Raw genomic sequence first — 13,741 nt, forward strand, 5'->3', positions numbered from 1 at the left:
GCGATGACGAGTAACCGAACCGTGCGCGCGCAATTTCGTGGTGCATCCATCGCCGCACTGTCGTTGCTGACTGCAGGACTGCTCAGCGGCTGCCAACTGTTGCCCGACACCAAAATCTCGCCATGGGCGGTGGCGCACCACGATGAAAAAGTGGCGTTCCACAAGGACGCCGGTGACGAGCTCTTGAACCTGGATGCGACCGCGGGATTCGCCACGCTGAACGAGTTTCAGGCGGTTGGCTTTCACCACGTTGAGTCACCGAGCTGGCGGGTGCACCTCGAATACGAGTCGTCGGTTTCGGGCGAAGGCTTTGTCTCGAAGTTCTCGAGCAACAAGTCGGGCTTCTCGTTTGACCAATCGCACCAGGCCGGCTCGAACGAGACGTACTACCTGCTCGGCGACGAACTCAAGAACCGCGCCAGCAATGGCAAGAGCTGGGTTTCGGTGCCGGTAGGCGACCTCAACCGCATGCAGGATCCGCCGCGAGCCTGCAAGCTGTTCGCCGTGGCGTTCAGTTGCAATCTCATCGAAGCGTGGAACATTACGCGCGAACAGCACAAGTCGGTGCCGGTCAAGCTGGCACAGTCCGAAACCGGTGAGCGCCACTTCACCACCGCCGTTTCGTTGAGCGCCCTCGACGAAGCCGGGCTGACGATTCGCGCCGATGAAACCGAAGGGTTCGACGCCCAAACCGCCGATGAAACCCTGGTTCCGTTTCATATTTGGGTGGATGCGAATGGCATCGTCACCAAGATGGAAGTGAACGGTGTTGCTGTGGGCGCGAACGGCGAAGAGATGGCGCTGCAGATTGGCTTTGAGTTGACATCGACCTCCGCGTCGAGCGAACTCAAGCCGGTTGACCCCGCGCAGATTCCCCAACAAGACCTCTACCGGATTACCACCCCCGACCAGCTTGAAACGTTTGTTGAAAAGCTTGGGAGCTAGCGAGTTTGGTGAATATGAACAACGACATGAATCAGCTTCCCCCGCATGGTGCGTCGCGCCCCGGTACCGCACCGGGTGACTCGAACGGTGCGGCCCAGTCCGGTGCCGGTCAGCAGCATGCGGCCACGCCACCAGCAGCTCCCGCCGCACCGCAGACTCCGGGTGCGCCAAGCGCCCAGGGCGCTTCGAACGTTCCCGGTATGCCCAGCCGCCCGGCAGGGCCAGGCGGTCCTACCGGTGGTTTCGGTGCCTACGCCGATCGCTATGGTGTGCCTCCGGTAGGCGGCGCGCAGCAGGGTGGAGCAGCATCCGCATCCGCCGGTATGCCGCGACCTAGCGCACAGGCACAAGCACCGTCTGGTGCCCCCGGTGTTCGACCGCACCAGGCTCCAAGCTCGCAGCACCAAGCGCCACAGCGCAGCGCCGATGCGCCGACGCAGCAGCTGCCACCGCTGCGCAGCGCCCCCGGTGTGCCCGCACCGAACCCGGCCGCGCGCGTACCGAATCCGGCCACGATGGCCGGAACCAACGCATCCAAACCGGCCTGGTCGGCAACGAGTGGACAGTCACCGATCGGCGCACCGGCAAGCTCGGGTGCCCCCAGCTATGGAACAACCGGCGGTACGGCTGCTTCGAACCCCACGAAGAAGCGCGGCCGTGGTGCCATCGTGGTGCTCTCGCTGCTCTTGCCCCTGGGCATTATTGGCGGTCTGATCGGCGGTTACGCATTGGCGACGAACGTGAACTCGTTCGACAACAAGGCGGTCGAGGATGCGGTGGCTGGCGTACTTCGCGACGAGTACGGGTTCAGCGACCTGGCTTCGGTTGACTGCCCCAACTGGATCAAGGTCGACCAGGGCGAGTCTTTCCAGTGCGAGTTTGAGTACGCCGGCGGCACACAGACCGTCACCGTAACCCAGGGCTCGCAGTCGGGCCAGCTGGTCGTCGGCGCCCCAGAATAGGCGCAGTAACCGCTCACGCTGCCCTAGCTGTTGCCATATGTCGCGGCGCTGCCAAATACGCAACGCTGCCCGCATACGCAACAGGTAGGGCGGGCGTTTCCTACACTGGCGGGTCCTCAGGCTGCGGAAGTCGCAGCGTGCCGGTCCGGTTCGAGACGGCTTCCGGCGGCAGCACCGGCGCCGCGCTCGTCGGCGCCACACTCGTCGGCACAGCATTCGTCACGGTGGGCACAGTGCCGGTCGGTTGCGAACCCGCGCGACCGTGTTCCCGGTGCATCGCCGCAACCTCCGCCCGAAGCATCCGTATTTCTGAAGCAAGCAGATCAATGTGTTCGGTAGTTGCGGTGCGACGCCCCTGCCGTTCGCCGGCAACGTCGATCAGCCACGACGCCAAAATAGCGGTAATGCATCCAGCCGAGGCAACACCGGCAAGCATCAGCACCACACCGATCGTGCGTGCCGGCGAGGTAATCGGCACGATGTCGCCGTAACCTACCGTGGTGATCGTCATCACGGCCCACCACACCGCATCGCCGTACGTGACGACCTCGCTCATCGGGTTGTTTCGTTCAAGTTCCCACACCGCAAGCGACGCGAGGTAGACCAAGAGCCCGCTGGCAGCGATCACCATGATCAGCACGCGCTCGCGCAGCACCGCCGACGTCACACGGTGAATTGCCGTGAACACGGTCACGCTCCACAGCAATCGCAGCGGATGCAGCGCCGGCAAGATCACGATGAACAGCAGCAACAGGTGTCGGAAAAACCAGCGGATGCGGTTATGCGCCAGATACAGCGAAATCACGTAGTCCACCGCGAAGATCGCCCAGACCACAACCTCAACCATGCGGGTGAATAGCAGCGTCGAATATTCGGGGATGAATACCCCGAGCGAAAAGCTCGCCAAGAATGCAAGCCCAGCAAACCCGAGCGGCCAAATCGACACACGGTGCCACTGCTGCTCGGTCACACCGAAAATATGGCGCTCGGCTCGCTGCCGTTCAGTCGCGGTTCGATGCATTCGCAAGTTCCTTACTCGGCCGCTGCCACGACAGCCGCTACGGCACCCATTACGGGGCCACCACCGGCAACACCGAGTCACCCACGCGCAATTCCGCGAGCGCTTCCCGACGCAATGCTGCCGCAATCGCATCCCGGTGCACCTGCCGCATCGGTGGCATGGCGTCGCTCGGCCACCAGCGGGCATCGATCGACTCATCGTCGCCGACGCCCACACTGCCCCCGATCGCGCGGCAGCGGAAAACCAGCCCCGTGTACTGCGCCCGGTCGCCATTGGCGTGCGTGACTTCGTCAGTCACGTGCACCTGTGCCAAGCGCTCAATCTCCGCTTCGACGCGGGCTTCTTCAAACGTTTCGCGCACGGCCGCGATCGCCGGGTGCTCCCCCGGGTCGACCACGCCGGTCACCGGCGCCCAGAGGCCGTCATCGGCGCGCCGCACCAGCAGCACGTCTTCGCTGCCATCCCCCGCCTGCCAGACCGATGCATCCACCGCACCCAGGCCCACCCGCGGTGCGTTGGGGTCGGATGCGGTGCCCACAGTCTCGCAGGCCGCTTCGGCATCTGCGCGGCGCGCGGCATCGTCGGCGTGTGCACGCACGACCACCGCGGTGCATCCCACCAGCCACAGCGGATCGTGGCCAATTTTCTTGCGCAGCTCGACAATAAACTCGGGAATCGGCATGACTTGAGGCTATCGCGCGAGTCCTACGCACGACCGAATCCGGCCACCGCTGGCACTAACTGGCACGGCCATTAGCCGGCAACGACGCCGCCGAAGGCGAGACCGAGCGCGTAGGTGATACCCGCAGCCCCATAGCCGATCACCAGCTGCCGCAGCGCCCGTTTCCACGGCGTTGAGCCCGAAAGCACACCAACCACGCCGCCGGTAAATAGCAGCGCCGCGCCGACGACAACCGCAGCGGTCACGACCGCCGGAAGCCCGACCATCCCGAACAGCCACGGCAACACCGGGAACAGCGCGCCGATTGCAAAGCAGAGGAAGCTCGAAATCGCAGCACCCATGGGTGTGCCGAGCTCTTCGAGCGACTCGGTGGTATCGACCGCAGATACGGGGTCGGTCGTGAGGCCAGTTTGCAGTGCCATCGCCTCGGCGGCGCGGCTGGCAGCTTCGTCGGCGTTCATGCCGCGAGCGCGGTAGACGAGCGCCAGTTCGTTGGCGTTGACGTCGAGCGCTGGCAGTTTGCGTGCGGTTTCGGGGTTGGGGGTGGATGCGTCGAGCAGTTCCTGCTGGCTCGAAACCGATACGTACTCTCCCGCGGCCATCGACAGCGCACCGGCAAGCAACCCGGCGATGCCGGTAGCAAGTACTACGCCACCACCAACACCAGTTGCGCCCACACCGAGCACGAGCGCGAGGTTCGAGACGAGTCCGTCATTCGCGCCAAATACGGCCGCTCGGAATGACCCGCTCATGCGCGCTCGCGAGCGCTGTGCAAGTGAGCGCACGACCTCGGTGTGGACTGCCTCGTCGGCTTCCATCTGGTCGGTGGCGTCGGGGTCGGTCGAGTATGGCGAGCGGGCTTCGGCGTTCTGCATCATGGCGAGCGCGAATACGGAGCCGAAGTGGCGAGCAAATACGCCAAACAGTCGGGTGCCAAAGCTTGGGCTGACGCGTTTTGCGGCGTGCTCGGGGCCGAGCTTGTCGAGCCAGTGCTGTTCGTGGCGGCGTTCGGCTTCGGCCAGTGCCAGGAGCACTTCGCGTTCTTCGCCCTTGCGCTTCTTTGCGAGCGCGCGGTACGTTTCGGCTTCGGCTTGTTCGTCGGCCAGGTAGCGACGCCAGCGACGAATGTCGGCGGGGGTCGGGTCTTCTCGGTGCGGGATGCGCTCAGGGCGGGGCTGCGGCGCGGGCGAGCGATTTGGCACTGGAATCCTTTCGAGGGCGACCGTTCGAGTGTAGTGCGTGGTTGCAGGTTCCGACAGCCCGAGTGCACGCATACGACGGCCGGCGTTGGCGCCCCGCACCGCCTGCGATTACGGCGTTGTTGCGTCGATTGCAGCGGTTACTGCATCCGCCACCCGCATCAGGTACCGACGGTTCAGGGGAAACGGCAGGATGCGGCCGGAACAGTGCACGAAGGTGCAATCGCGGTCGAGGTCGTGCCAGGCCATCGACACGTTCGACCCGTTGTGCCCGAAGGTGCGTGCGGTGGAGCGGCGTCCGAGTGCCGAGGCACCCATCAGGCTCGGTGCGCTGTGGCCGAGCTGCACGCCGTTGCCCCACCACACGCGCGATCCCGAGTAGCGGTCGAATTCGCCGTTGTTGCTGGGGGTTAACATCGCGCGCGCCGTTTCGGGGCGCATCCGTAACCGTTCGGGATGCTTCGCCAGCGTTTCGAGCAGCATCCCGAGGTCGGTTGCGCGCGACCAGATGCCGCCGGCGGGGATGCAGGCTTCGCGCACACTGGGCCGGTTGAGTACGGCGGCGACCAGCCGGGTCGACGGCTCGGTGCCGCGGAACGGTACCGCGCGCCAGACCGCATCCGCCGGGAGCACCGCGTGCGAGTCAGCGCCAAGCGGTCGCATGATGCGATTGCGGAGCGCATCCTCGAATCGCTGCCCGGATGCACCTGCAACCACCTTGGCGAGGATGAATCCCCAGGCGAGCCACTCGTAGGCGGGGGTTGCGAGCCGATCGTTGGCAGCGGTGGCGGTGGCAATGTTGCGGCAGGCACGGTGCCAGTTCGTCATGGTGCGAACTTCGTGGAGGGAGCCGCCCACTCGTGGCAGCCCCGAGCGATGCTGCAGCACTTCGCGGATAGTGATCGTCGACTTGCCCGCAGCACCAAAGGCGGGCCAGTAGGTCGCGACCGGTGCATCCACGTCGAGCTTGCCGTCGTCGTGGAGCGCCCAGATGGCGGTGGCGACCCAGAGTTTCGAGGTGGAGTATGGCCAGAACAGCGCTTCGGCGCCGACGCCAATGCGTTCGTCAACCACCAGCGCACCCCGGTGCCACACCTGTAGCTGGGTTGGGCCGCCATATTGCCGCACGAGCTGCCGCGCTGCGGCGAATTGCGCGGTGTCGGGCAGCACGGATGCGGTCAGTCGGCGTGCGGGTCGGCGCTAGTTTCCGCGGCTGCCCGCGTCGGTGGCGCTGACGTCGACGATCGAGAAGTTCTGGAACGAGCGCGATGCGGTCGGGCCTCGCTGACCGTAGTAACGCGACTGGTATTCCTTGGAACCGTATGGCAGCTCAGATGGCGAGCTGAGCTGGAAGAAGCACAGCTGACCGATCTTCATGCCCGGCCACAACTTGATTGGCAGCGTCGCCACGTTCGACAGCTCAAGGGTGACGTGCCCCTGGAAGCCGGGGTCAATGAATCCAGCGGTCGAGTGCGTGAGCAGGCCCAGTCGACCGAGCGAGCTCTTGCCTTCGAGGCGCGCGGCGACATCAGCGGCAAGCGAAACCTGTTCGTATGTGGATGCGAGCACGAACTCGCCCGGGTGCAGGATGAACGGCTCGTCGGGTGCGATCCCAACCAGGCGGGTCAGTTCTGGCTGTTCTGCTGCCGGGTCGATCGACGGGTAGCGGTGGTTGTCGAAGAGACGGAAGTAGCGGTCGAGGCGCACGTCGACGCTCGAGGGTTGCACCATTGCGGGGTCCCACGGGTCGAGGCCGATTCGGCCCGAGTCGATTCCGGCACGGATGTCGCGATCGCTAAGCAGCATGTTCTTTAGGTTAGCGGGATGCGGTATCCTCGCGAATCCTTCTGTGGGTGGGTTGGCTGCAGACGCAACAACGCGGGGCAGCAACCACGATGGTTACTGCCCCGCAATTACGCGCGATGCGCGCGACACTGAACACCAGCAATGCTACGGGATACATAGCCCGTAGCCGCGCAAACTCGCGGAACTAGGCGGCGAGGTTTGGCTTCGCCTTCGATGACGATCTTGACGTCTTCACCAAGGGTGAGGCCACCGGCTTCGGTTGCCATGTTGAAGCTCACGCCGAACTCCTTGCGGTTAATGGTGGTGGTGGCCTCGAAGCCGAGTACCTGGGCGCCGTAGCCGTTGTTTGGCAGTACGCCGCCGATTTCAACGTCAAAGGTTACGGGCTTGGTGACGCCACGCATGGTGAAGTCGCCGGTGACCTTGAGCTCGTCGCCTTCGCCAGTGATTTCGGTCGAGGTGAAGGTAATCTCTGGGAACTCGTCGGCAGCGAAGAAGTCGCCGGTGCGCAGGTGGTTGTCGCGGTCAGCGTTGCGAGTGTTGACCGAAGCAACCTCGACGGTGCCGTTAACCTTCGAGTCGGTGATGTTTTCGGCGATCTCGATGGTGCCAGCAACGTTGTCAAACGTGCCGCGAACCTTCGAAACGGCGAGGTGACGTACCTGGAATCCCACGCTGGTGTGGGTGGCGTCGATGGTCCAAGTACCGGTGGCGATTTGGGTGGTCATTCATTCTCCTGTGTTGTGGTGGCGACCCGCGTTGCGAGCCTGCCTGCTACATAACCCGGAACACCTGGTTGTTGCACCGGAAGTAATTAGTTGTAGATACAACCTATTCGCGTTCACGCAAATGCGCAAGGGCGTTCTCGGAAACGTTTCGGAAATCCTGCGCTAGCACCCAATACGACCGCCACAGCACGCATCCGAAATCCCACCCAACGGCGGATGCCCCACCCTACGAACTATCAGATAATTGAGCACATGTTCAGGTTCCGGCGCATCCGCACGCAGCTCGACCGCCAGCGCCAGCGCCGCATCCGCTTCATGCGACGGGCCAAAATCGCCCACCAAGCCCAACAGCGCGACGGATTCGCGCCCAGCCCCCGCGCCAAACGACCCACCACGATCGCCCGCTACCTGCCGAACTGGTGGGGAGCCATCGGCGCCAATATCGCCTCGTGGATCGCCCTCGGCCCGAGCTTCTTGCCGCGCACCTGGTGGATGACCGCCGGTAGCGTCGCCCTCGCACAGATCTACGGTTACGCCGTCGGCTCCGGCGCCCGCAGCGTCCGCAGCTTGCTCCGCATCCCCGCTCGCCGCCTGCTGCACCTACCGAACAACCCGACTTTCCCCGCCACGCTGAACCGAATTTGGCGGTGGACCTCGGTGCTCACCATGTCGGCCGGCACCGTTGTCGCGCTGCTGCGCTCGATTCCCCGCCAGCGCGAAATCGCCCGCCGCATCGGCGTCGATGAACCCTCGACGCGCACCCAGATCGTCGGTATGGCCGCCGGCACGGCGTTCGCGAGCGCCATCTTCGGTTGGCTCACCGTCTTCAGGCTGCAATCACACAGCACCAAACAACTCCTGCGACGCTTTGCTCCCGCGCTCGCGGCACCGTTCTCGGGCACGCTCATTACCTTCGGGCTCACGTACTACCTCAACCGGTCAATCCTCTGGCAGCGACTCATGGAACGCCTTAAGGCGGCAGCACACGCCAAGAACCTGAGTCCGCTGCCAGGGCGCGTACCACCGGAACAATCCGAACGAAGCGGATCCGCCGCATCCCTCGAACCGTTCAACACCCTCGGCCGCCACGGCAAGGCCATCGTCAGCGACGGGCCGCGCGGCAGCGACATCGCCGCATACTGGGGCGAACCCGCGCTCGAACCGATTCGCGCGTATGTCGGCTTGCGTGCGCAGGTTTCAATTCCGGATGCGGCCAAGCGCGCGGTTGCCGAGCTCAAGCGTGCCGGTGGTTTCGATCGCGACGTTATCTGCATCAAGGTCGGCACCGGCACGGGCTGGCTCAACGACTGGTCGATGGCGGCAATCGAATACCTCACCCGCGGCAATTGCGCGGTGGTGTCGCTGCAGTACACGGTACTGACCAGCTCGCTGGCGCTGCTCGTCGACCGCAACTCTCCCAAGCTCACCGGCCAGGCGCTCTACCGCGAGGTCATGGCCGAGATCGAAACACTGCCCGCAGACCAGCGCCCGAAGATTGTCATGTCGGGTGAATCGCTCGGTGCGTTCGGCGGGCTCTCGGTGTTCGATGATGCGGCCGACATGATGGCGCGTCTCGACGGCGCGGTTTGGGCGGGGTGCCCGCAGATTGCTGCGATTTGGCAGGAGCTCACCGAGGCGCGCGAACCCGGCTCCCTCGAGATCCTGCCGCGCATCGGCGACGGCTCCCGCATCCGCTTCTCGAACCGCACCGAAGATCTACACGGTCCGGTCGAAGGCGAGCCCTATGCGGCGTGGGCCGACGACAGCCGCTTCATCTTCTTGCAACACCCGAGTGACCCGGTGGTGTGGGGCAGCACTTCGATGATCTGGCGCGAACCGCAGTGGATGCGCGAAACTCGCGGCCACGACGTCACCGCGCACTGGCGCTGGTGGCCGTGGGTGACGTTCTGGCAGATTGTCGCGGACTCGCCCATGTCGATTTCCACGCCGGGTGGGCACGCGCACCGGTACTTCGAGGAGTACGTCGGCGCCTGGGCAGAGGTCCTCGGAGTAACCGGCGTGGATGCGGATGCGCTCGCGGCCGAAATTCGCTTGTTCATCCACCCGCACTAGCGACCGCGGTTAGCTACGGCAGCTACGCCTTAGCTGCGCTGCGCGCCGCCTTCTGCGCCTGGGCGACTTCGTTCATGAACCGCAACACGTCTTGGTCAACGAAAATATCGTTCGGCTGCAGCGGCCGGTTCAGGTACAGACCCTCGAGCGAGCGGATGCGGCTGAGCGCCACGTAGGTCTGACCCGGCGAGAACGCGCGGGCACCGAGATCGACCACCGCACGGTCATAGGTCTTGCCCTGCGATTTGTGGATCGTCACGGCCCACGCCAGCCGCAGCGGGAACTGGTGGAATTCGCCGACGACTTCGCGCGAGAGTTCCTTCGTCTCGAGGTCATAGTCGTACTTGAGCTTCTCCCACACGATCGGCTCAACTTCGTGTTCTTCACCGTCGACTTCGACGTACACGGTGTTCGAAATGCGCGAGACAACGCCGACCGAGCCATTCACCCAGCGGCCGTCAGTGTCGTTGCGCAGGAACATCACCTGCGCGCCCTCCTTGAGCACGAGCTCTTCTTCAGCCGGGAACGTGCGGGCGTGTTCAAAGTCACCGTGGACTTCGGCGGTTGCTGTCATGGCGCGGCCGGGAAGCCGCTCGAGTTCGCGCGCGTTGATGCGCGAAACCGTCGCGTTTTTCGAGGCCAGCGTAATAATGCCGTCAGTCGGTGCCGGCCTGGCACCAATCTCGTTGAGCCGCGCGGCCATATCGGCCGTCACCTGTCCGTATCGCACGGCAGTCAGTAGCTGGCGAAACTCGTCATCGTGCTGGCGGTGGATTTCGCGCAGGGTGTGGATGCGCAGCTCCGTTTCGCGCCACACCCGCGCGTCGAAGAACCACATCGACTTGTAGTTATCGCGCATCCAGGCGCGCTCAGTCGGATCGCTCGGCGGCACCGGCGCCAACTGGAACGGATCACCGAACATGACCACCTGCACGCCGCCAAACGGCTCTGATGCCCGTCCTCGCGCCTGTCGCAGCGCCCGATCCATCGCATCCAGCAAATCTGCCGACACCATCGAGATCTCGTCGATCACGAGCGTGTCGATCTTCTTTAGCAGGCGCTTCACGTCGCGGGGCTGTTCCAGCGGCTGATTGCCAATAATGCCGATCGGCAATTTGAACAGCGAGTGGATCGTCTGCCCGCCCACATTGAGCGCGGCGACACCGGTAGGCGCGCAGATCACCAATTGCTTCGAGGTGTGAAACGACAGGTGATTCAGCAGCGTCGATTTACCGGTACCGGCGCGACCGGTCACAAACAGGTGCTCAGTGCTGTGCTCGATGGCATCGAACACCGCCTGCTGTTCGGGGGTGAGTTCGATCGCCATTAGCGCCCTTCGCGTTCCGCCAGCTGCTTAAGCCGTTCGTTGTAGGCGTTGAGCTCGGCATCTTGGGTGCGGCTCGCGTTACGGTCGGAGCGCTTCGCGGCACGTTCATCCGATTTCGCCCACTGCAGACCGACAAGCAGCGCCAGAATGACTGTCGGGAACTCGCCCAGACCCCAAGCCACGGCACCGCCGAGTTGTTGGTCGAGGATCGCCGAAAGCTCGCCCCAATCGCGTCCCGTCGACCCGAACCATTCGGCCACGAGCAGCGCTTCACCGGTCATCACGCCCAGCCCGAAGAACGCGTGGAAAGTCATGACCAGGATGAGCGCGATCAGTCGCATCGGGTACGAAGCGCGGGTGCGCATCGGGTCGTCACCAATGAGCGATTCCACGAACAGGAAGCCGACGATGAGGAAGTGCGCGATCATCCACATATGACCGACGTGGTCGGCGACCGACCAGCGGAACAGCGGCGTGTAGTAGAACGTCAGCAGCGCGAGCGCGAAGTTCACCGCCGCGACAATCGGGTGGCTCACAAACGCCGCCCACTTCGAGTGCACGAGCTTGAGCGCCCATTCGCGCGCGCCCATCGAGCCGTCGGTGCGAGCGTTGACGGCACGCAGCAGCAGCGTCATCGGGGCGCCGAGCACGAGGAAGATCGGGATGATCATCGACAGGATCATGTGCTCCGTCATGTGGAAGCTGAACAGGAACTTGCCGTAGACGACCATGGCGCCGTTGACGTTGTAGAGCAGAATGAGCGCACCAACGGTGATGGATGCAGTGCGCCAGATCGGCCACTTGTCACCGCGGCGACGCAGTCGCGCAACACCGAAGTAATAGAAGATCATGCCCATCACGACCAGCGAGGTCCATACCGGGTCGAGTCGCCATTCGGTGAACAGGCGCGTGAACGTGAACTCGGGTGGCAGGGCGTCGCCCGAAAGCAGCTGCGCGGGAGTCGGGTCGGCGAGCTGATCCGCGGTGATCTGTGGCTGCGGGCGCGGCGAACGGCCCAGTGCTGCGGCGGCACCCGAAACGGCACCCATGATCAGCAACTCGAGCGTGATCAGCCACACGAGCGGCCGACCGCCCGCCTGCGGTGCCGAAGCGGGCGCATCCTTCGCCGCTGCTGAAGCTGCCGCGCCACGGCCACGCTTGGTGACTACCGGCAGCTGCGCGCGCATCCGATCAATGAAGTAGCGACGCTGTGCCGCACCGAAGCATCCGAGCACCACCGTGAGCAGAATCTTGAACAGCACGATGCCGCCGTAGCCGGTGTTCGTCAGGTCTTCGAGCGCTGAGAGGTTGAGGAACGAGGCGACGACACCACTGAAGCCGGTGATGGTGAAGGCCACCAGCGCGAGTTCGGAATAGCGCTCGGTGAGCGCGAGTCGGCGTGCTGGCGCCAGGCGCGGGGTCACCATTGCGAGCACGGCAAGACCACCGATCCAAACGGCGGCACCGGTGTAGTGGAGCGTGTTCGCACCAACGGCGGTTTCGTGAGCGGCAGCACCGGCGGCGTGGCCGAGCGTGGCGACCGGCCAGAGGCAGAGCAGCCCGAACATCGTGGTGAGGAAAATGCCCCAGGGCGAGCGGCTGGCGAAGATGAACGTGGTGAGCATGGCGATCATCACGGTCGCCATCAGCCACATCTGGCCCATCTCGAGGTTTGTCAGGTAGTACCAGAGCCCCTGCCCAAATTCGGCGTCGAATGAGAACGGGATGGTCGAGACATCGAGGTAGGTGACGATCGACGCGTAGATGGTCGCGAAGGTCCAGGCGACGGATGCACCCTGAGCGATGGTGAGGCACCGTTCGAACTCGGGGAGCTTGCGGCTCGCGGCCCACATGGCGAGCACGAGCGCGCCGAGGGTGAGCGCGGCGGTGAGGTTGAACGCGAGGCGCCCCAGCGGCACACCCCAGCGCACGAGGGGGCCGGGATCGCCAACAACGAGCGGCTCCGCACCACCCGCGGTGGTGTACGCAATGAACGTAAATGCGATGGCAACGATGAGCAGCGCCAGCGGCCCCCATTGCAGGGAACGAACGGTGGTCCGCGACCAACCGGTTGCGGCAGCGTGATCGGTCAGCAACATGGTGCCTCCAGCCTAGCCCGCATCCGGTTCTAGTGCTGATGCGGTGCCATATGCACCGATCTTCGTGAAAAGGAGCAAGCACGCGCCCCTTTCACGGCACATAAGGGCGCTTTTTCACGCTTTTGGTGCGGCGGGATGCGGTGGAGGCGCGGGATGCGGCGGGATGCGGCGGGATGCGGCGTGTGCGGGAGTGCGGGGGTGCGGGGGTGCGTGGCGTGTGCGGGGGCGCGCGGCGGGCGGGCTCGGTGCGGAAACGAACGGTGGGGCCACCCAAACGGACGACCCCACCGACAGTGTTCGAGCGAATTAGCCCTTGACTGCGTTCTTGAGCTTCGAACCAGCCGAGATCTTGACACCCTTCGAAGCAGGGATCTGGATCTCTGCGCCGGTCTGCGGGTTGCGACCGGTGCGAGCTGCGCGCTGCGTCTGCTCAACCGAAAGCCAGCCAGGAATCGTTACCTTGACGCCCTTTGCAGCGTTAGCTGCGAGCTGCTGGAAGAGGCCGTCGAGAACGGCGTTTACGGTTGCCTGGCTCTGACCGGTCTCAGCGGCGATGGTCGCAACGAGTTCGGTCTTGTTCACAGTCTTGTCTGCCATGAAGTCCTCCTAAGGACACGTGACGCTCAGGGATGAGCGTTTCTTACGTTGTGGTCACCTTCACGGGGCTCTCGCCCCAAATGGCAACGTCGCCAAACTAACACCGATGCCGTGCGATCGCTGAATTTACGCGGAAGTCGGGGGTATTGTTACCAAATTTTTCCCCTGCTGGCAGACATCCACCGGCCATGCAACCCGCTCTCGGTAACTTGCAAGCAACGCAACCGCATCCACCAACCAAACAATAAAACCCCAGGTCAGCATCCACTTCGCGTAATCATTCAGGAAAATGCATAGTGGCG

Annotated in this window: 12 protein-coding genes; 3 read left to right on the forward strand and 9 right to left on the reverse strand. The window is 64.1% G+C overall.

Annotation, left to right across the window (positions count from 1 at the left end):
• Window positions 1-3: 3 nt before the first annotated feature.
• Complete coding sequence (locus ZBI01S_RS04800; RefSeq protein WP_159421397.1) at window positions 4-945, forward strand: hypothetical protein; 942 nt, start codon at window positions 4-6, stop codon at window positions 943-945.
• 26 nt (window positions 946-971) lie between these two features.
• On the forward strand, window positions 972-1,907 hold the full coding sequence (locus tag ZBI01S_RS04805) for a DUF4333 domain-containing protein (protein ID WP_159421398.1): 936 nt from the start codon (window positions 972-974) through the stop codon (window positions 1,905-1,907).
• Window positions 1,908-2,007: 100 nt separating this feature from the next.
• On the opposite strand, the gene ZBI01S_RS04810 is transcribed toward ZBI01S_RS04805, so the two are convergent.
• The 6 genes from ZBI01S_RS04810 to ZBI01S_RS04835 form a co-directional block, all read right to left on the reverse strand.
• Entirely contained in the window at window positions 2,008-2,928 is a 921-nt protein-coding gene (locus ZBI01S_RS04810) for a potassium channel family protein (protein WP_066057196.1), read from the reverse strand.
• A gap of 49 nt (window positions 2,929-2,977) precedes the next feature.
• Window positions 2,978-3,610, reverse strand: coding sequence for an NUDIX hydrolase (locus tag ZBI01S_RS04815; protein WP_083524513.1), 633 nt, complete (start codon window positions 3,608-3,610; stop codon window positions 2,978-2,980).
• Window positions 3,611-3,681: 71 nt separating this feature from the next.
• Window positions 3,682-4,812, reverse strand: a complete 1,131-nt coding sequence (locus ZBI01S_RS04820) for a VIT1/CCC1 transporter family protein (RefSeq protein WP_245610537.1) — start codon at window positions 4,810-4,812, stop codon at window positions 3,682-3,684.
• A 108-nt stretch (window positions 4,813-4,920) separates the two neighbouring features.
• Window positions 4,921-5,979, reverse strand: a complete 1,059-nt coding sequence (locus tag ZBI01S_RS04825; protein WP_066057199.1) for a serine hydrolase domain-containing protein — start codon at window positions 5,977-5,979, stop codon at window positions 4,921-4,923.
• A gap of 30 nt (window positions 5,980-6,009) precedes the next feature.
• Window positions 6,010-6,615, reverse strand: a complete 606-nt coding sequence (gene dcd, locus ZBI01S_RS04830) for a dCTP deaminase (RefSeq protein ID WP_066057201.1) — start codon at window positions 6,613-6,615, stop codon at window positions 6,010-6,012.
• Window positions 6,616-6,722: 107 nt separating this feature from the next.
• Window positions 6,723-7,343 (reverse strand): YceI family protein, encoded by a 621-nt coding sequence (locus ZBI01S_RS04835; protein WP_083524515.1) that lies wholly within the window; start codon window positions 7,341-7,343, stop codon window positions 6,723-6,725.
• 252 nt (window positions 7,344-7,595) lie between these two features.
• Here ZBI01S_RS04835 and ZBI01S_RS04840 point away from each other — a divergent pair, with 252 nt between their 5' ends.
• A complete protein-coding gene (locus ZBI01S_RS04840; protein ID WP_066057203.1) occupies window positions 7,596-9,416 on the forward strand; it encodes an alpha/beta-hydrolase family protein in 1,821 nt (606 codons plus the stop codon).
• Window positions 9,417-9,438: 22 nt separating this feature from the next.
• On the opposite strand, the gene ZBI01S_RS04845 is transcribed toward ZBI01S_RS04840, so the two are convergent.
• The 3 genes from ZBI01S_RS04845 to ZBI01S_RS04855 form a co-directional block, all read right to left on the reverse strand.
• Window positions 9,439-10,743 carry an ATP-dependent DNA helicase gene (locus tag ZBI01S_RS04845; protein WP_066057206.1) on the reverse strand — a complete coding sequence of 435 codons (1,305 nt, stop codon included), beginning with the start codon at window positions 10,741-10,743 and terminating at the stop codon, window positions 9,439-9,441.
• Window positions 10,743-12,842: a bifunctional copper resistance protein CopD/cytochrome c oxidase assembly protein gene (locus ZBI01S_RS04850; RefSeq protein ID WP_066057209.1), complete on the reverse strand. Its 2,100-nt coding sequence runs from the start codon at window positions 12,840-12,842 to the stop codon at window positions 10,743-10,745. Before ZBI01S_RS04850 ends, ZBI01S_RS04845 begins: the two co-directional genes overlap by 1 nt.
• A 306-nt stretch (window positions 12,843-13,148) precedes the next feature.
• Window positions 13,149-13,439 carry an HU family DNA-binding protein gene (locus ZBI01S_RS04855; RefSeq protein WP_066057212.1) on the reverse strand — a complete coding sequence of 97 codons (291 nt, stop codon included), beginning with the start codon at window positions 13,437-13,439 and terminating at the stop codon, window positions 13,149-13,151.
• Between the last annotated feature and the right edge of the window lie 302 nt (window positions 13,440-13,741).

This window comes from [Zimmermannella] bifida NBRC 103089 (assembly GCF_001570925.1).
GTDB lineage: Bacteria > Actinomycetota > Actinomycetes > Actinomycetales > Microbacteriaceae > Gulosibacter > Gulosibacter bifidus.